General features: G+C 70.9%; 18 protein-coding genes. 6 read left to right on the plus strand and 12 right to left on the minus strand.

All coding sequences use genetic code 11. The annotated features are described in order from the left end of the window. Positions 1-41: 41 nt before the first annotated feature. Both AB0C96_RS25425 and AB0C96_RS25430 read right to left on the minus strand, forming a co-directional pair. Positions 42-1,325, minus strand: coding sequence for an aminotransferase class I/II-fold pyridoxal phosphate-dependent enzyme (locus AB0C96_RS25425; protein WP_362920103.1), 1,284 nt, complete (start codon positions 1,323-1,325; stop codon positions 42-44). A 175-nt stretch (positions 1,326-1,500) separates the two neighbouring features. After that, positions 1,501-2,901 (minus strand): FAD-binding oxidoreductase, encoded by a 1,401-nt coding sequence (locus AB0C96_RS25430; protein WP_362920105.1) that lies wholly within the window; start codon positions 2,899-2,901, stop codon positions 1,501-1,503. A 669-nt stretch (positions 2,902-3,570) separates the two neighbouring features. On the opposite strand from AB0C96_RS25430, the gene AB0C96_RS25435 reads away from it, so the two are divergent. Then, a complete protein-coding gene (locus tag AB0C96_RS25435) occupies positions 3,571-4,572 on the plus strand; it encodes a DUF2278 family protein (protein ID WP_362920107.1) in 1,002 nt (333 codons plus the stop codon). Between the two features lie 24 nt (positions 4,573-4,596). Here AB0C96_RS25435 and AB0C96_RS25440 read toward each other — a convergent pair whose 3' ends face one another. Next, positions 4,597-5,055, minus strand: coding sequence for a MarR family transcriptional regulator (locus tag AB0C96_RS25440; RefSeq protein WP_362920109.1), 459 nt, complete (start codon positions 5,053-5,055; stop codon positions 4,597-4,599). A gap of 137 nt (positions 5,056-5,192) precedes the next feature. On the opposite strand from AB0C96_RS25440, the gene AB0C96_RS25445 reads away from it, so the two are divergent. Beyond that, positions 5,193-6,083 (plus strand): MBL fold metallo-hydrolase, encoded by an 891-nt coding sequence (locus tag AB0C96_RS25445; protein WP_362920110.1) that lies wholly within the window; start codon positions 5,193-5,195, stop codon positions 6,081-6,083. A gap of 211 nt (positions 6,084-6,294) precedes the next feature. After that, the gene (locus AB0C96_RS25450; RefSeq protein ID WP_362920112.1) at positions 6,295-6,855 is read left to right on the plus strand and encodes a hypothetical protein; all 561 of its coding nucleotides are present in this window, start codon (positions 6,295-6,297) and stop codon (positions 6,853-6,855) included. A 54-nt stretch (positions 6,856-6,909) separates the two neighbouring features. Here the strand turns inward: AB0C96_RS25450 and AB0C96_RS25455 are convergent, their stop codons facing one another. Next, positions 6,910-7,563 carry a TetR/AcrR family transcriptional regulator gene (locus tag AB0C96_RS25455; protein WP_362920114.1) on the minus strand — a complete coding sequence of 218 codons (654 nt, stop codon included), beginning with the start codon at positions 7,561-7,563 and terminating at the stop codon, positions 6,910-6,912. A gap of 116 nt (positions 7,564-7,679) precedes the next feature. Between AB0C96_RS25455 and AB0C96_RS25460 the strand changes: the two genes are divergently transcribed. Further along, complete coding sequence (locus AB0C96_RS25460; RefSeq protein WP_362920115.1) at positions 7,680-8,597, plus strand: alpha/beta fold hydrolase; 918 nt, start codon at positions 7,680-7,682, stop codon at positions 8,595-8,597. A 41-nt stretch (positions 8,598-8,638) separates the two neighbouring features. On the opposite strand, the gene AB0C96_RS25465 is transcribed toward AB0C96_RS25460, so the two are convergent. Both AB0C96_RS25465 and AB0C96_RS25470 read right to left on the minus strand, forming a co-directional pair. Beyond that, positions 8,639-9,130 (minus strand): hypothetical protein, encoded by a 492-nt coding sequence (locus AB0C96_RS25465; protein WP_362920116.1) that lies wholly within the window; start codon positions 9,128-9,130, stop codon positions 8,639-8,641. Positions 9,131-9,269: 139 nt separating this feature from the next. Then, positions 9,270-9,878: a helix-turn-helix domain-containing protein gene (locus AB0C96_RS25470; RefSeq protein WP_362920118.1), complete on the minus strand. Its 609-nt coding sequence runs from the start codon at positions 9,876-9,878 to the stop codon at positions 9,270-9,272. A gap of 152 nt (positions 9,879-10,030) precedes the next feature. On the opposite strand from AB0C96_RS25470, the gene AB0C96_RS25475 reads away from it, so the two are divergent. Further along, positions 10,031-11,482, plus strand: coding sequence for an amidase (locus AB0C96_RS25475; protein WP_362920119.1), 1,452 nt, complete (start codon positions 10,031-10,033; stop codon positions 11,480-11,482). A gap of 121 nt (positions 11,483-11,603) precedes the next feature. Here the strand turns inward: AB0C96_RS25475 and AB0C96_RS25480 are convergent, their stop codons facing one another. Both AB0C96_RS25480 and AB0C96_RS25485 read right to left on the minus strand, forming a co-directional pair. After that, complete coding sequence (locus AB0C96_RS25480) at positions 11,604-12,470, minus strand: dienelactone hydrolase family protein (RefSeq protein WP_362920121.1); 867 nt, start codon at positions 12,468-12,470, stop codon at positions 11,604-11,606. Positions 12,471-12,789: 319 nt separating this feature from the next. Next, entirely contained in the window at positions 12,790-13,557 is a 768-nt protein-coding gene (locus AB0C96_RS25485) for an alpha/beta fold hydrolase (RefSeq protein WP_362920123.1), read from the minus strand. A gap of 154 nt (positions 13,558-13,711) precedes the next feature. On the opposite strand from AB0C96_RS25485, the gene AB0C96_RS25490 reads away from it, so the two are divergent. Beyond that, complete coding sequence (locus AB0C96_RS25490; protein ID WP_362920125.1) at positions 13,712-14,617, plus strand: LysR substrate-binding domain-containing protein; 906 nt, start codon at positions 13,712-13,714, stop codon at positions 14,615-14,617. 130 nt (positions 14,618-14,747) lie between these two features. Here the strand turns inward: AB0C96_RS25490 and AB0C96_RS25495 are convergent, their stop codons facing one another. The 4 genes from AB0C96_RS25495 to AB0C96_RS25510 form a co-directional block, all read right to left on the minus strand. Further along, positions 14,748-15,206, minus strand: a complete 459-nt coding sequence (locus AB0C96_RS25495; RefSeq protein ID WP_362920127.1) for a recombinase family protein — start codon at positions 15,204-15,206, stop codon at positions 14,748-14,750. Between the two features lie 213 nt (positions 15,207-15,419). Beyond that, positions 15,420-16,142: a VOC family protein gene (locus AB0C96_RS25500; protein ID WP_362920128.1), complete on the minus strand. Its 723-nt coding sequence runs from the start codon at positions 16,140-16,142 to the stop codon at positions 15,420-15,422. Between the two features lie 182 nt (positions 16,143-16,324). Beyond that, positions 16,325-16,876 carry a Tn3 family transposase gene (locus AB0C96_RS25505; protein ID WP_362920130.1) on the minus strand — a complete coding sequence of 184 codons (552 nt, stop codon included), beginning with the start codon at positions 16,874-16,876 and terminating at the stop codon, positions 16,325-16,327. 156 nt (positions 16,877-17,032) lie between these two features. After that, on the minus strand, positions 17,033-17,803 hold the full coding sequence (locus AB0C96_RS25510; RefSeq protein ID WP_362920132.1) for a TetR/AcrR family transcriptional regulator: 771 nt from the start codon (positions 17,801-17,803) through the stop codon (positions 17,033-17,035). Positions 17,804-17,857 lie beyond the last annotated feature (54 nt).

Here is a 17,857-nt window from a genome sequence, read left to right on the forward strand (position 1 = left end):
GGGCCCCTTCTGAGCCCCGGACGTCGTCGCCGGCGGAACGGTCAGTCCGGTGCGGCGGCCAGGTGTTCGTAGCCGACCAGCCGCACACAGGTGGCCAGGCCGTCGATGGCCTGCTGGAGTTCCGTGGTGTCCGGATAGCTGGGGGCGATCCGGATGGTCCGGTCCCGGGGGTCGTCACCGTAGGGGTGGGTGGCGCCGGCGGGTGTCAGGGCGATCCCGGCGTCGGCCGCTCGACGCACCACCTCGCGGGCGCATCCGTCGAGGACGTCGAGGGTGATGAAGTAGCCGCCCTTCGGGACGGACCAGGTCGCGAGGCCGGTGCCGTCGAGGTGCTCGGTGAGGATACGGTGCGCGGCATCGAACTTCGGCCGCAGCAGCTCGCGATGCTTGCGCATGTGCTCCCGCACACCGTCGGCGTTCCGCAGCAGCAGGGCGTGACGGAGTTGGTTGATCTTGTCGGGGCCGATGGAGCGCTTGGCGTTGCAGGCGAGCCACCAGCGCAGGTTGGCCGGCGAGGAACCGAAGAACGCCACGCCCGCGCCGGCCAGGGTGACCTTCGACGTGGACCCGAAGACGAAGACCCGGTCGGGGTGGCCGCTGTCGGCGCACGCCGTGAGGATGTCGGCGACGTGGACTTCGTCGTCGGTCAGGTGGTGCACCGCGTACGCGTTGTCCCAGAAGATGCGGAAGTCCGGTGCCGCGGCCGGCAGGGCCGCGAGTCGCCGTACGACCTCGTCGCTGTAGCAGGTGCCGTCGGGGTTGCTGTACTTCGGTACGCACCAGATGCCCTTGATTCCGGCGTCGGCCCGCACCAGGCGCTCCACCTCCGCCATGTCGGGGCCCTCGGCCGTCATCGGCACCGGGATCATCTCGATGCCGAACCGCTCGCACAGCGCGAAATGCCGGTCGTAGCCGGGGACGGGACACAGGAAGGCGATCCGGTCCTCGTCCGCCCACCGGCGCGTCGCTCCGGGAAGCGTGCCGAGGAGCGCGTGCACCAGACAGTCGTGCATCAGCTCCAGACTGGAGTTCCCCGCGGCCGTCAACTGCTCGGCCGGCACCTGGAGCGGACCGCTGAAGATCTCCCTGAGCTCCGGCAGTCCTTGTGGCGCACCGTAGTTGCGGCAGTCCGTGCCGTCGACTGCGGTGTGGCGGTCACCGGGCAGCGCGAGCAGCCCGGCGGACAGGTCGAGCTGCCGCGCGGACGGCTTGCCCCGGGTCAGGTCCAGTGACAGCCCCTGTGCGACCAGGGTGGCGTAGTCACGCCGGGCCGCCTCCAGGCGGGCCGGCAGCGAGTCGGTGCTTATGTCTGTGGAGGCGGTCACAGGGGTCCTTCGACGGTGCGGAGAGGGCGGGTGGTGTGGTGGCGGACGTTACAAGGGCGTCGGGCAACCGAACAAGCGAATTCGGCGCAAGTGCATGCGGCACAAGTGAATGCGGCCAGTGCCGTGCGCTCGTGCCGCTCGCCGTGCGGGCGCGACCCTGGGCGGACGACCGTGCCTACGCCCGGGACAGACTCTGTGCGAAGTCGAAGACCCGGTTCGGGTCGTAGTCGTGCGCGACGGAGCGCAGCCGCTCCAGGTTCGCGCCGTAGTAGCACCGTGCCCAGTCGGGCAGCGCCGGGTCGATGTAGTTCACGTAACCGCCGCCGATGCCCAGGTCGGTCAGCCCGGCCACGACCTGGCCGACGCTGCGCGTCACGTCCGCTTCGGACGCCACCGTGGCCGTCGCGTAGATCTGGGCCGTGGCGAACGCCGTCCGGTGCGGGAAGGCGGTCTGCTGGGCGCCGACCTCGGCCACCGCGCCACCGAGCGGGTCGAGGATCAGTGACATGCCGGCGCGGCCGGTGAGCAGGGCGACCACCGCGCGGGGGTCGGACGCGGGCGCGCTCAGTACCCGCGACGACGCGACGAACGACTCCCGGTCGGGTCGGCCGGCGAAGAAGCGCATGGCATTGAAGTAGTCCCGGTCCTGGACCGTCCGCCGGCTCGGTAGGACGCCGGTGCGTGCGACGAGATCGTCCAGCAACGGACTGCACGCACTGCTCGGCCCGACGAAGCACCCGGACACCCGACAGCTCGGGACGCTCCCGCCCGACATGTTGAAGTTCGCCCACAGCTCCTTGGGCGCGGCCGTGATCCACGGCTGCCACGCCGTCAGCACCTCCGCCGCCTTCCCGGTGGGAAAGGCGAGCGTGAACACGGTCAGCGCCGGAGCGGGGTCGGTCGCGAAGGTGAAGCGGGTCACGATCCCGAAGTTGCCCCCGCCGCCACCGCGCAGGGCCCAGAACAGGTCGGGGGTGCGGGTGGCCGAGGCCGTCAGCGTGCGCCCGTCGGCGGTGATGAGCTCGGCGGAGACGAGGCGGTCGCAGGTGAGCCCGAACGCGCGTTGCAGCACACCGATTCCGCCGCCCAGGGTCACCCCGGAGATGCCGACGGTGAAGCAGGAACCGCCGGGCAGACAGCGGTTCGCCTGACTGAGCCCGGTGTAGACACTGCGGAGGGGCGCACCGGCACCTACGGTCGCGGTGCCGTCGTCCCGGACCGTCACGTCCGCCATGCGGCGCAGGTCGAGGACGAGACCGCGGTGCGGCGCCGAGTAGCCGACGTAGGAGTGTCCGCCGCTACGGGCGGCCAGCGACACCCGGTTCGCGGCCGCCAGTACGCATGCGCGGACGTCCTCCGCGGACTCGCACTGGGCCACCGCGGCCGGAACATGGTTGTCGTTGAGCGGGTTGAACAGCTTCCGGGCGTCCTCGAACCCGGGGTCTCCCGGTCGCAGCAGCGTTCCCTGCAACCCTCGGCGCAGGCCGTCCCAGTCCACCTTGGCCTTGAAGGGACCGACCGCCGTCGACGACTCCCGGGGCGCGTGGAACAACGGCGCCCGCGCCATGGTCACCATCTCCTCAGCAGAATGCGCAGAATTCGAGGAAGGCGGGTGCGCGCTCATACGGCGTGGATGTGGTGGATGCCTTCACGCTAACACCGTGCGACGGCCCCCTCGAATCGATCAGCCGCTGGTCCGACGGCCCGCCTCGCCGGCCCGATGGCTCGGAGGACTCTCCTTTTGCGTTTCAATTTTCGGTCCGTTCAACCGTCTTGGTTTCCGGTCTTGGTTTCCGGTCCGTCCGTCCGTTTCGGCCGAGGACGGAAATGCGCCGTGAGCTGATCTCCGACGACTCGGCGCGGCGAACCGGAATGGAACGGGTGCGACTGCGGACGGACGAGAGCAGACTGGTGAAGGGGAAGCCCCCGCAGGACCGGAAGGCGACCGCGGAGCGCCTCGGCCGCATGGACCTCGATGTTCCGGCCGAACAGAGCAGGTCGAGGACGAGGCCGGGCCGCGGCTCTTCGAGGCGAGCCGGGCTGCGGTTCCTTCAGAGAACGAAGCCGGGCTGCGGTTCTTCCTCGCTCGGGAAACCCACCGAGCCCACCCGGTCCGCACGTCCGTGCACGGCAGTGGTCCCCGGCTGGTCGACGCTGCCGGCAGGACGGGCCGTTCGACCACATCGGGATCTGGCTCGTTTCCGGGCCATGACCGACCACTGATCCGGAGGAGGACGGGAGCACCATGCCACTGAAGAACTACGGCGTACTGGCGGCCAGAGCGGCCGAGCGACGGCGTGAAGGCGCCGCCGATACGCCGCACTACCAAATCCGCCTCACCGACCACAGCGGCAATTCCTACCGCGCCGCGATCAACGTCCTGTCCCAGCAGGCGCCTTCCGAGCTCCTGTACGTGGCGCTGGACGACTTCCGGCACCCGATGACGCAACTGCTGCCACAGGAAGGCAGCGGTTGGACGCCCCTGGGGTCGCAGGCGGGCTCCGCCAGCCTGGACTTCATCCGCGGCAACCTCTTCGACCACTCCCAGATGCGGACGTTGCCGCCGGAGTTGCCCGGTGTGGACAACGATCTGGCCGACCTCCTCGACCACTCCGTCCAGCGGGCCATCGCCGATCCCACGGCGTCCCTCTACCTCTTCGGGCAGCGGTTCCGCGAACGCTCGGCCGACAAGGTGTTCCGCTTCCGGCCGACCGACGGCGTGCACGACGTGCATATGAACCAGGGGAATTCCGGAAATTTCCGCAAGGACGACGGCGTCCGGCAGGACGGCGGCATCCTCGTGCACTTCCCCGCCGAATCCCGGTGGGTGGCCGTCTTCCTGGCATTCCAGTCACAGTCGTGGCACACCGATGACACCACCGGTCACACCATCCCCGCCGTGTCGCGTGCGGCCGCCGAGGAGGAGGCGACCCTGCGCATCATCGCCGCTCTGGTCAACCCCGTCTCCGCCACGCAGGAGGAGGAGACCGTCACGCTGGTCAACACCTCCGCCGACGCGGTCGACATGAACGGCTGGCACCTCTCCGACCAGCAGCGGCACCTGCTGTCCCTGCCCGCTGAGAGCCTCGACGCGGGCGCCACGATCGTGGTGCCGGCCCATGACGGGTTCCATCTCGACGACGACGGGGGCTCGATCACCCTGCTCGATCCGGACGGGCTGAAGGTGCACGGTGTGTCCTATACGGAACAGCAGGCCGAACGGAGGGGGTTGACGCTCACGTTCTGACGGGCCGCGATGCCGGTACGGCGGTCATGTGCTGCGCCGGCCGCCGGACGAGTCGACCGCGTGGTACGCGACGGCCTGTTCCAGCAGCTGGTGCAGGGTGCGCTGCTGCTCCGAGGTCAGGCCCGCCAGGGGGGAGTCCGTACTGAGCAGCGCGAGGAGCTGCTCCCGCAGCGCCTCACCGTGCGGGGTGAGGGCCAGCTGCTTGGCGCGGCGGTCGGTGGGGTGCGGGCGGCGTTCGATCAGCTGCTGATTCTCCAGCTTGTCGACGACGAAGGTCGCGTTGGAGGGCTCACAGCCCATGCGCTCGGCGAGCTCCCGCATGGTCATCGGCCCGGTCAGCTCCCGCAGTGCGGTGGCCTGGGGGGCGGTGAGGCCGAGCTTGGCCGCGCGCTTGCGCACGTGTTCCGCGATCTGCTGGGCCATCCCGTTCACCAGGCCGCACAGCTGTCGCTCCGCGCTGGCCTGTGCTCCCGGGTTCGTCATACGGCAATCCTAGCAAGTGCACCCAACCTGAATATTGCAAGCTTGAATAGTTCTAGCTTGATGCTTATGGTGGCGGTGTCGCCCGACCCCACCGGCGGCACCGACAGTCCTTGTCGTTCTCGAAGGGATCAGCCGCCGTGTCCAACTCCGCACTCCACCAGGGCGAACGACTGCGCCGCCCGTCGCCCGTCCGCTCGCTGCACCTGGGGGAGACCAAGGTGACGTACGTGCCGGACGGAGCGGTCCAGCTCATACCGCGGAGCTGGCTGCCGGACACCACCGACGAGGTGTGGGCCGCGCACCCCGAGTACCTCGACGCAACCGGCAACCTCGTGGCGGGCATCGGCGGCCTGCTGGTGGAGCGCGGCGCTCGCGCGCTCTTGATCGATGCCGGATTCGGGCCCCAGTCGCTCCCCGCCGAACCCGGCGCTGCGTACGGCGCCATCCACGGCGGTGCGCTCCTGGACAACCTCGCGGCACTCGGCCGCGGGCCGGAGGAGATCGAGGCGGTGGCCTTCACCCATCTGCACCTCGACCACCTCGGCTGGGCGTGGCATCCGGCCCCGGGCAGCGACCGCCCCGCCTTCGCGCACGCCGACTACCTGGTGGCCGAGCCCGAGTGGTCCCAGCGCCACCTCCTCGAAGCGCACGGCACCGGCAAGGAGACCCTCGCCGCGCTGGAACCGTACGTCCGGACCGTGTCCGACGGCGAAGAGGTCTTCCCCGGCGTGCGGATGCACCTCACGCCGGGCCATACGCCCGGTCACGCCGCCTACGTCATCACCTCGGGCGGCCGGCGGCTGATCGCCTTCGGCGACGCCCTGCACTCGCCGATCCAGGTGGACCACCCGGAGTGGTCCGCGGCGCCCGACCACGACTCCGCACGCTCCGCCGACTTCCGCCGCCGGCTCGTCGCCGAACTCCAGGAGCCCGACACGATCGGCTTCGGCGTGCACTTCGCCGATGTGGTGTTCGGGCAGGTCCGCCCGGACGGAGACGGCCCGGCCTGGCGTCCTCTCGACGCGTGACCCGCCCGTCCGGGCCGTGTGCGCGACGGCTCGGACGGATGCGCCGCGGCGGCCGTGGGGGAGGGGCCGGTAAGGGGCGCGATCCCTTCGGCATCCCCGTCGGCACCGCCTTCGGACTCGTCCAACGGCCCACGGGGCGGCACCTGTTGACGGGCGGGGTGGAGTTGAATGGCCCTCCCCGCACCGTTCCGTCCGAGAGGATCGACCCGTCGTGGCCCAGCTCATCACCCGTGTCACCGACCCCGAGCTGTTCGTCGACGCCGGTCAGATCGACATCGTCGACGAGGGCCTGGAGTGCTACGTCGCCGACGAGTCCGCGACCGGAATCGTCGACGCCCGGCCCGGGGGCTCCGGGGCGGCGGTGATCTGCGCCACCGAGATCGGCCACGTCGTGATGACCGCCGAACTGTGGGACGGCCCACCGCCGTTGTGCACGGACGGTTGGCAGGACGTCGCGGACATGCCGCTGCACTGGCTCCGTGACGAGGCCATGGAGATCGGGGGCGAGGGTACCTCGCTCACGGAGCCGCCGACGTTCGCCTTGCGGGCGGGGCTCCACATGATCAGGGTGGCGGGCAGGCACCGCGACGAGCCCGACCCCCGGGACGACCGCGCCCCGGCCGAGGAGTACCTCATCCAGGTCTGGCCCGCCCACCCCGGGGCGGCCACGGCCGGCCCCGTCCTGCACAAGCGGACCAGTGCCCTCGCCGCCCGCCGTACCGCACTCCGAGCCGGTCTCCCGAGGGCGGGACGGGGCGGGACGCCTGGCTAGTGCCCGGCTCCACCGTCATCCGGCGTCCCCCACCCCTCCCAACACGAGCCGAAATCAGGGGAGTTGACGTGACTCCCGGGTCCGCCGCGCCGGTGCGGAGCGCCCCCCGCCCTGGAAGATCCGGTCCAGGTGGTGGTCCAGGACGTCGGCCGCGGACTCCGGGCTGCGCTGGCCGACCAGGACGCTGGTGCCGAGGCCGGCCGACATGGCGAGCAGGCCGACGGCTTCCGCCTGCGGGTCGGTGTCCGGCGCGACGAGATCCGCGTCCCGTGCCTGCCGCAGCAGTTCGGTCACGGTGTGCTCGGCGGCATCGGGGTCCTTGATGAAGGGCTGCGCTGCGAGCCCCTGGTCCGTCACGGCCAGCATCGCGTACGCGGTGTGGAGGAGGTGGAAGACCCGACTCTCCTCATCGGTCGGCAGCGCGGCCATCAGCAGCGCCTCGATCATCGCGCGCGGCGCCGGTGCGTCCCCGGCGGCCCGCACCCGGGCCGCGACCCGTTCCTCGAATCGCCTGGTCAGGTGCTGCAACCCGTAGTGCAGCAACTTCTCCTTGGTCTCGAAGTAGTACTGCACCAGCCGCAGTGACACGCCGGCCTCCGCGGCCACGTCGCGCATCCCCACGGCGTGCAGCCCGCGCCGCCCCGCGACCCGGACGAGTGCCTCGGCGATCTGTGTGCGTCGCTCTGCGTGGTCCACGCGCTTGGGCATCGGCCGCTACTCCGCTCGTTGTCTGCGCTGGTCTGAGCCCTGGTGGGCACCTTGATGATACAGCCGTACCAACATCATGGTACGTTCGTATCACGAAAACCCGATGCCCCCCGGAGGTGGCCGTGTCCGACACCACGACCCGAACTCAGGCCGAGGTCGGCCGCTATGTGAGCGATGCCTTGCGGGACCGCTACTTCGCGGCCTGCGACGCGGTCTACGCCCTGGGGGTGCCCGCGCTCGACGAGACGGATGTGGAGACCTCGTTCGGCACCACGCGCGTCTACCGGTACGGCCCTGCGGACCCGGCCGCCCGGTCCCGTACGCCGGTCGTCCTGGTGCACGGCGCCGGCTCGTGCTCGGCCATGTGGTACCCGAACACCGCCGCCCTCAGCGCCGACCGCCCGGTCTATGCGATCGACACCCCGGGCGATCCCGGGCGCAGTGTGCAGCGGGCACCCATCCACGAACCCGCCCATGCCGCACAGTGGTTGGACGAGACGCTCGCCGGGCTCGGCCTCGACCGCGTGCACCTCGTCGGCTCCTCCTACGGCGGATGGCTCGTCCTGAACCAGGCGCACCGCAGGCCCGGGCGCCTCGCCTCGGTCACGCCGCTCGACCCCGGCGGGCTGGAGAAGGTGGGGCTGCGCTTCTTCGTCTGGATCTTCGTCAGCCTCTTCGCGACCTTCGCGCCCAAGGTGTTCCGCCCGCGGCTGGCGGCCTGGTTGGAGCAGCCGGTCCTCGTCGTGCCGGAGCTCCGCGCCATGATCAGGTCGGGCGTTCGCGCCTACCGCATCCGCCGGCCGGCTCCGTTGCCGCTGTCCGAGGACGAACTGCGCACCATCCGCACCCCGCTGTACCTGGTGCTCGGCAAGCGAAGCCTCCTCGTGCACCCGCAGCGGCAGGTGGAACGCGTTCCGCGCCTGGTACCGGGAGCTCGCGCCGAGATCGTGTCGGAGACCGGGCACGGACCGCAGATCGACCATGCGGACATGGTCAACGACCGGATCCGGGGCTTCCTGAACTCCGTCGATTGACGGCTGTCGACGCCGGCGGACCGCGTTGCTCCGTCCGGCCGCTACGGACGCGTCGGCCCCGGGTGGGCCAGGGCGTCGACGAGCGCCCGGACCGGTCGGAGCGCACGGTCGCCGTCGCCGATGATCGTGAGGAGGGTCGGCAGCGGCTGCACGACACGCACCAGGCGCCCGGCCCGGACGTAGGAGCCGGGGTCGTGCAGAGCGGCATCGACCGCGTCGCGGGTCCAGTAGGTCCGGGCGAGGCCGTGTGCCCAGCGGTGCTCCTCCTCGTACGGCAGCCATCGGCCCGCGGCGTAGTCGTCGGCGAGGCGGGTCGCCCGCCGTGTCATCGCCCGCCAGGTGAAGTCCTCGGCGAGGAGGTCGGGGTGGCTCCGGCCGGGGCGGTCATCGCCGCACGGCGCGCACAGTAAGGCCCGCCGACCGGGCGTGATCGCCGATTGTGCGGTCGCCTCGGGTGCGGCGGCCGGGCGGCGGTCATGGCAGAGGTCGCAGGTCGCCGCGGTGTCGTAGGGGTGTCGGGGGATGGCAGTCACGCCAGCTCAACGATCCGGCCGTCAGAAGGTCCCTGCCCGCTCCGTGGCCCCCTCCCCGGCGTGCGACCCGGCCGGTGGCGGCGCGGAGTGCGGGGGGCGGGTGAGGATACGGCGCAGGATCACTCCGTGGCGCGCCCCTTCACAGGGCAGCCTTGGGGGCCGAGTGGCGGTCCAGGACGGCCTCGACGATCCTCATGAGCCGCTCACCCGCGTGCTCGATGCTTCCGTTCTGGGCGCTCACCTGGGCTCCTTCAAGGACGAAGGTGATCTCCGCGGCCGCCTCGTCCGGATCGGCCAGCCCGGCCCGTGCGCACAGGTCGGCGAGCCGGCGCACCTGGCCGGCCTTGTGGGCTTCGATCAGCCGACGCGCCGGGTGGGTGCGGTCGGGTAGTTCCGCGATGGAGTTGATGAACGGACAGCCCCGGTGGGAAATCTCGGGAAGTCCGTCGGCGATGAACCGGGCCATCCCCACGATCTGTGCCCGGGGCTCGTCGGGGTGTGCGTCCTCCAACCGGTCGAACACAGCGGTGTAGTCGGCTGCGACGATGCGGAGCCACTCCTCGACCAGCGCGTCCTTGGTCGCGAAGTGGCGGTACAGCGCCATCTTGGTGGTCTCGGCCCGGCTGGCGATCGCCTGGACACCCACCGCCTTGATCCCCTCACGCGAGAAGAGCTCCTCCGCCGCGTCGAGGATCCGCTCCCGGGGCGGCAACGTGGCCACCCTGCTCTGTCTGCTGGCCCTGTCCATGTTCGCCCTACGACCCCTCATCGGTCCGGTGGGGCGGTGCACCGCCCTGGCCGCAATGTTACGGTACCGATCAGTCCCACACGATACCGATCGGTCTCTTGAGGTACCGATCGGTATCGCTGATCGGTATCGATTCTCGTGAACGGACGAACATGAAGCTCTCCGAGTACGTGAGCTACGACGGCGTCGGCCTGGCCGACCTGGTGGCTCGCGGCCAAGTGACTGCCGCGGAACTCGCCTCGACCGCCCAGCTGGCGTCCGACCTGGTGAATCCGCAGATCAACGCCGTCGTCGAGACCTGGCCCGCACAGGACACGCCGGCTCCGGGTAGTACGCCACTGGCGGGGGTGCCCTTCCTGATCAAGGACCTCGCCGTCGCGATGGCCGGCAAGCGGGTGGAGCTGGGCAGCCGTATCGCCGCCGGAAACGTCGCCGGGGCCGACTCATCGCTCATGGCGCGCTTCCGTCGCGCCGGGCTGGTGACGCTCGGACGCACGGCGACTCCGGAGTTCGCATACAGCACCACCACGGAAGGCGTCCTGTACGGCGCCACCCGTAACCCCTGGGACCCGACCCGTAGCCCTGGCGGCTCCAGCGGCGGCTCGGGAGCCGCCGTCGCCGCGGGCATCGTCCCGATCGCGCATGCCACCGACGCGGCGGGCTCCATCCGTGTCCCCGCCGCCAGCAACGGTCTGTTCGGGCTGAAGCCGACCCGCGGTCGGATCTCCATGGGCCCCGACGCGGACGAGGTCTTCAACGGGCTCGCCGTCCACGGCGTCCTCAGCCGCTCGATACGCGACAGCGCCGCGCTGCTGGACCTCGTCCACGGCCCCGAGGCCGGTGACCCCTATGTCGCCCAGCGGCCGGAGCGGCCCTATGCGCAGGAGATCACCCGCTCCCCGGACAACCTGAGGATCGGCCTCCTCACGCGGCCCTGGGGCGGTCGGGCTGTCGACGGCGCCGTCGTCGACGCCACACTCCGCTCCGCACGGCTCGCCGAGTCACTGGGGCACCGGGTGGCAGAGGTCCAGGTCGACCTCGGCGTCGGCTGGGAGGAATTCATCCTGGCCAATGCCCGTCTCTGGAGCACCAATCTGGTGACGTGGATCGACGGCTTCGCCGCGGCCTTCGGGCGACCCGTCGACTCCACCACTGTCGAACCCGAGATGCTGGCCAGTTACGCCTACGGACGGCAGGTCAGCGGGGCCGAGTTCGTCCACGCGCTCGCGATGCGCAACCGCGTCGCGCGTGCGATCGGCCAGTACTTCACCGACTACGACCTGCTGCTCACCCCGACCCTGCCCGAACTGCCGCTCCCCTTGGGCACGTACGCCGAGGGTGCCGAGGGCGCCGACGGTCTCGGCTGGCTCAGGCAACTCTTCCACCGCTCGCCCTTCACCGCCGCGTTCAATGTCGCGGGCACGCCCGCCATGTCCGTCCCCCTGGAGACCGACCTTGCCACCGGACTCCCCATCGGCATCCAGTTCGCCGCGGGATACGGGCGCGAGGACGTCCTCTTCCGTCTCGCCGGACAGCTGGAACAGGCCGCTCCCTGGGCACAGCGGACCCCCGCCGTGTGGGCGGGCAGTCACCACAACGCCTGACCGCGCTCCCACTTGTCCTTCTTGTCCTTCTGTCGTGGCTACCCGAGCGCAAGGCCTTCTGGTGTGAGAAGAGCTCTCGCACACGGACGCCCATCACTCCAGGATCAACCGGCCCCTCGGATCACGCCTCTGCCGGAGTGCTCGGCGCGTCCTCGGCCCGGTCGGGGCGCTGCTCCACCAAGCGGGTGCGGAGCAGGTCGAGCACCGCGTCCAGGGCCCCGCGGGTCGGTTGGCCGGCCTCGTCGACGAGGTGCTCGGTCAGCACGGAATGCACCGGCGTCACGGCGTCGGGGTTGGCGAACGAGTCGTCCAGTTCGACGGCGGTGAAGGCCTCGCCGAGTTCGCGGCGCAGAAAGGCGAACCGGTCGCCCGGCACCAGCCGGTCCCCGCGGAACCGCAGCCCGGTGACGCGAAGGCCCTCGCGCTCGCAGCGGCCGCGGACGGTGGCGAGGTCCGCGGCGGAAATGTCGATGGTGGCGGCCCGGCGCTTGGTGAGCGGCACCGGCAGCGACGGCTGGGACAGGACGGGGACGAGGAGGCGCTCATCGGCGGCCATGGCCAGGGCGAAGCCGCCGGTGACACACATGCCGACGGCCCCGACGCCCGGGCCGCCGCAGCGCCGGTGCTCGTCCGCGGCCAGCGCCCGCAGCCAGGTCACCACGGGGGAGGACTTCCCGGTGGCCAGCAGGGTGAACTCCCGGCTCACGCACACCTTCCACAGCGACGAGGCCATGTAGAGCCGGGACTTCAGCCGGCCGTGGGCCGACGGGTGGGGGTCGCGCCCGGGCGTGCCGAAGAGGACCGGGAGCACGGCGGTGCAGCCGAGGGCGGCGACCCGTTCCGCGAACTCGAGGACCTTGGGCGTGATGCCCGGGATCTCGGCCAGCACGATCACCGCGGGCCCGGTGCCGCGCCGCAGGATCCGGCGGGTGGCGCCGTCGTGGGTGAAGGTGTCACGGTCGAAGCCGGTCAGGTCGTGATCTGCCATGGAGTGCCCCCGCCTCGTTGGTCGTTGCTCGCCCGCTGCTGTCCGGAGCGAGGCGCCTCTCCCCCGCCCGGCGCGGTGCACGATGAGACTACCCGTCAGTAGTCCGCCGCGGGGGCGGTCGGCTCTCGGAGTCCCTTGTCCACCTTATGGACGACGACGCATGCGCCCCTGGCCATGGACGAGATCGAGCTGTGCGGTGACCTGATGCCGGCCGCGCGCACCGGCGGTCGCCGTCAGCTGGCCGGAGACGCCGGCGGCACGTCGACCTCGACGAGGGGCCTGGTCGTTCTCCTCCGGCGCGGGGTGGTGGACCGATGTGTCAGCGCAGGGCGTCGCGGAGCGCCTGGTTGAAGCGCGCGGCCTGGTCCTGCTGGGACATGTGGCCGGCGCCTTCGACGACCGTCAGCCGGGCGCCGGGGATCAGGCCTGCGCACTCCTCGGGGACGTCGAGCGGGACCTCGGTGTCCAGTTCGCCGTGCAGGAAGTGGGTGGGCACCCGGACCTGGTCGAGGCGGGCGCGCGGGTCGTAGCCGGCCTGGTCGGTGATGAGTTCGTCGATGCGGAAGGTCGAGTCCAGCAGTTGACGTAGCGTCCAGTCGATCAGGGCGGTGCCGGCACCGGGCCGGTACCAGTGCGGGACGAAGTCGGCGAGCGCGCCCGCCCGGTCCGCGCGCAGGTCCGCCAGGAGCTGGTCCATCTGCTCCTGCATTCCTCGGGAGAAGTGGTGGACGCCGGCGTCGACGGGGATGATGGCGCCGATCTTCTCGGGTGCGGCCAGTGCGGCCTCGATGGTGAACGCGCCGGCGATCGACGATCCGATCAGTACCGGCCGCTCCAGTGCGAGGGCGTCGACGAACTCCAGGACGTCATGGGTGATGTCGGCGATGGTGTAGCCGGTGGTGGGCCGGTCGGAGCGGCCGCAGCCCCGCCAGTCGACGGTGATGACCCGATGGTCGCTCATCAGGTCCGCCGCCTGGGCGTCCCAGACCCGGCCACTGGTGCCCCATCCGTGCAGGAACACCAGGGGGCGGCCGGTGCCGTGGTCTTCGTAGTGGAGCCGGGCGCCGTTGACGATCGTGTGGGCCATGGCCGTCCCCTGCCTTCCGCGGACTCCCGCTGCCGGGGCCGCCGTCGTGGTCGAGCTGCGTTGACGTGCGCAATTCCAACGCAGGGGCCGGTGCCGACCAAGGGGCAGTTCGCTCCTACTCTGATCAAGGATCGTGATCAATGGAGGGGTGGTCGTGGAACTGCGTCAGGTGCGCTACTTCATGGCCGTGGCCGAAGAGCTGCACTTCGGACGTGCCGCGGAACGGCTGCACATCGTGCAGCCGACGGTCAGCCAGCAAATCCGGCGGCTGGAGCGCGAGTTCGGGCTGGAACTGTTCCACCGCACCACCCGCACGGTGACGCTGACCGCCGCGGGCCGGGCCTTCCTGCCGCACGCCCACGCCATCCTGCGCACCGAGCGTGCGGCCACCGAGGCGATGGCCGCGGTGCGGGCCGAGCAGGAGGCGACGCTGCGGCTCGGCACCAGCGTCGGGTTGGGCACCCGCCTGGACGACCTGCTCACCGCGCTGGGCGAACGGGCCCCACGGCTGATGGTGGAGCTGATCAGTGCACCCTCGGCCGTCCGGCTCCAGCGGGTTCGCGACGGGGAGCTGGACGCCGCCTTCGTCCGCGGCGTCGAGCACGGTCCCGGGCTGGAGTTCATCCCCCTCTGGCAGGACGTCCTGGTCGCGGCGCTGCCTGCCGGGCACCCGCTGGCCGCCCAGCCGGACGTGGCCCTCGCCGACCTGTCCGACCTCCCGTTGCGCATCGCGCCCAGGGACACCAATCCGCACCTGGTCGACACCCTCGTCGGCGCCTGCCGGGCGGCCGGATTCGAGCCGGTCATGGGCCCGGCCTTCACCACCGACCAGGACACCATGGCCGCCATCGCCACCGGCCGGCCGAGCTGGACGGTCTACTACGCACACCAGGCCGCGATCCAGCCGGCCCCGCGCGTCGTCTTCCGCCCCTTCGCCGAACCCGCCCCGAGCCTCCGCACCTACCTGGCCGTGCGTCCCGATCCGCCGTCCCGGGAGCTCGCCGCCCTGCTCGATGCCTGCGACCAACGGGAGCCGGCCGGGCCCACCGCACGCCCGTAGCGTGCAGGGCGCCGCCGGGCCACCACGGCCCGGTCGGTCACCGAGGCCGTCACGGCCCTGTTCTCGTATAGCTACGGCCAGGTGGTGTGTGGCCCTGCGTAACGCTCGGGGCTGCGGTCGTATAGCTCGGCTACGCTGGCGAGGCTGTCGCTGTCTGCTCGTCGTGCTCGCGGAGCATCCGCATCACGGTGGCGGGCGAGGGGTGCTGGCCCTTCTTCGCGCCGGTGGTGATGACAAGCCGCTTGGCGACGTCGCCCGCCTTCAGCTCCTCGGCGAGCATGGCCAGTTCGATGCCGCGGCCGAGCCGCTTGTGCTCGTGGACAACGATGGTGAGGTGCACACCGGAGGAGCGGATCTCCCCGGCGAGCTTCACGGTGGCCTCCAGCTCGGGGCGCCGGGTGGCACGAGTGGAGATCTTCTCCGAGAAGACACGGGTCACCCCGGCCTCGGCGAGGGAGTCGAGCTGTGCGTCGAGAGAATGCCGGGCGGTCGAGGCGCGGACGTGCCCGACTGGCTCGGCGCCGGCGGTTGCGGGCCGGGGCAGCTCGGTCCAGAGCGAGCCCGGCTTGCGTACGGCGGGGGTTGACACGCTGAGCGCCTTAGCGAGTTGGGGCACGAGGCGGAAGCGGGCGGTGTGGTACTGAATGGCCACCTTGCCCCTGTCGGTCCGGCAGGGCGACCCGGCCGGGGCAGCACAGGTGGACATCGGGCAGGCGTGCCATCGCCGCAGGTGGACTGCCGGATGTCCGGGTGTTTCACGAGCGACCACCTATGAAACACAGCCTACTCGACAGCAGCCCCGCTACCGGGGCCTCTGTACGCAGAACTCGTTGCCGTCGGGGTCGAGCATCAGCACCCGGCCGCCGTCACCCTCGCCGGTGTCAGTGCGCGTCGCGCCGAGCGAGATCAGGCGGTCGAACTCCGCCTCCCAGTCGGCGTCGGCGGGGAGCGCCAGCTCGAAGTACAGCCTGTTCGTGCCCGTCTTCGGCGACACCGGAGGACCACCCCACGTGATCTTCGTACCGCCGTTCGGCGATTGGATCGCGGTCTCCTGGCCCTGGTCCCAGACCAGCGGCCACCGCAGCGCCTCGCTCCAGAAGTAGCCGACCTCCTGCGTACCGTCGCAGGCCAGCGCTCCGATGGAACCGGTGTCGGCGAGGAACTTGTTGCCCGCCTCGATGACGCAGAACTCGTTGCCGTCGGGATCGGCGAGCACCACATGCCCCTCTTCCGGGAGTTGGCCCACGTCGATGTGTTTCCCGCCGAATTCCAGCGCCCTGGCCACCGTCTGCCGCTGATACTCCGGGGAGGTGCTCGTCAGGTCGAAGTGCGCCCGGTTCTGGCCGATCTTCGGCTCCTGGCTCGGCAGGAATCGAATGCGGAACCCGGCGGCATCAGGGGGCAGGATCGCGACGTCGTCGTCCGGACCGTCGGCCAACTCCCAGCCCAGGACCCCGGACCAGAACCGCGCCAGGCCCGACGGCCGGGTCGCATTGAAGCAGATCGCGAACAGTTGACTGGTCATACCCCGTGCATCTCCTATCCACTGACGGTCGATACGGCGCCTCGCCCTCCCGGCGAGCGCAGCCTAGGGGTGACCGTGCGGCACCTGCATCCGAGTTTCCGTCGTGGGGGAGCCCGGTCCCCCACAAGATGACGATGGTGCGGAACAGTACCGTCGTCCACGGCACCGGCTGAGCCAGCCCGTCACGCCGGCGCGGCAGCCGGTTCGCCCTCGGGGGTGCGCGGCGCGGGCACGGCGGCGGCGCGGGCGGTCAGGTCCAGGTCGAGGCGCCGGTTCATATCCAGCTCGAACCGGCCGTAAGGGTTCACGTGCGTCCAGAACAACGGTGACAGTGCCCGCCGGTCCGCGTCGGTGAGGGGGTTGGCCCACTTCGGATCGGCGAGGACCTGCTGCATCAGCAGCGTGTTGACGTAGACCAGGGCGGACTGGAGCAGGTGGAGCGCGAGCATGGACACCTCCTGGGACTCCTTGTCCTGACCGGCCAGGTCGCCGTCCTTTCCGTAGAAGAGGTCCTTGTTCGCGGAGTTCCAGTTCTCCACGACCTGAAGGCCCTCGTGGATCTCCCGGCGCAGTTCGACGTCTGCGAGGTAGTCGCAGATGAACGCCGTGCGCACGGCCCGGCCCAGCTCCTCGATCGCCTGGTAAGTGGGGTGCTTGGGGCCGCCGCGGGTGAAGCGGCGCAGGACCTGCTCGGCTTCGGCGGTGCCCAGGCGTAGGGCGGTGGTGTACTTCACGATCACCCAGCGTTACTCGCCACCTGGCCGTAGCTATACGAGAACAGGGCCGTCACCTCCGAGCGTCCCGTCGCGGACCGGTACCCCCGACCCGAGAACTGGTCCCGCCGCCTCGGTGCAGGCCGCGCCGCCCACCGCGTGGCGAGCCGGTGAGCGTCAGGACGACGTTCCTCCGGCGCGGTCGATGAGTGCCTGGACGCCGTCGAGGATGCGGTCGAGACCGAAGCCGAGCGGGTCGAGGGTGGTCGGTTCGAATGCGCCCTCGGCGGTGGCCCTGGTCAGCGCGGGGAAGCGGTCGGCGTGGCGGTCGAGCAGTTCGCCGGTGAGGAGGTTCCACTCCCGGTCGTGCTCCTCGTCGAAGTCCAGGAGCTGTTGGGCGAGGTTGCGCACCAGTCCGACGAGGAGCAGGAAGACCTGGTGCCGTTGGGCCGCGGTCAGGCCGGTGGGTTCCAGGGCGGCGAGTGCGGCGTCCAGCCAGGCGAGTTGGTTGGGCCCCATGATCTGACGGCGCATCGCGGTGGCGGCGAGCAGCCAGGGATGGGTGCGGTACACCTCCCAGCACTGGTGGGCCCATTCCGTGAGCCGCGCGCGCCAGTCGGGGGCCGCGGCCGAGAGGTCGGGCCCGCCGTCGACGACGGCCTCGACCATCAACTCGACGAGTTCGCTCTTGCCGGGCACATAGCGGTACAGAGCCATCGCCGAGACGCCGAACTCGGCGGCGACCTTGTTCATGGAGACGGCGTCCAGGCCCTCGGCGTCGGCCAGGGCGACGGCCGCCGCGGCGATGGCGCGGGGGGTGAGACTGGGTTTGGGGCCGCGGGTGGGCTGTTCCTGCTCGCCCCACAACAGCGCGATGCCCGCGCGCAGATCGCGCTCCTTCCTCTCCCTGGTCTCCTTCTTCTCCGTCGGTTTGGCGGATCGAGCCACGGCGGTCCTCCCGGTAGGCGGTGCTCGGCGGGCGATTGACACCCACCTCCAACT

This window comes from Streptomyces sp. NPDC048506 (genome assembly GCF_040651315.1).
Taxonomy (GTDB): Bacteria; Actinomycetota; Actinomycetes; order Streptomycetales; family Streptomycetaceae; genus Streptomyces.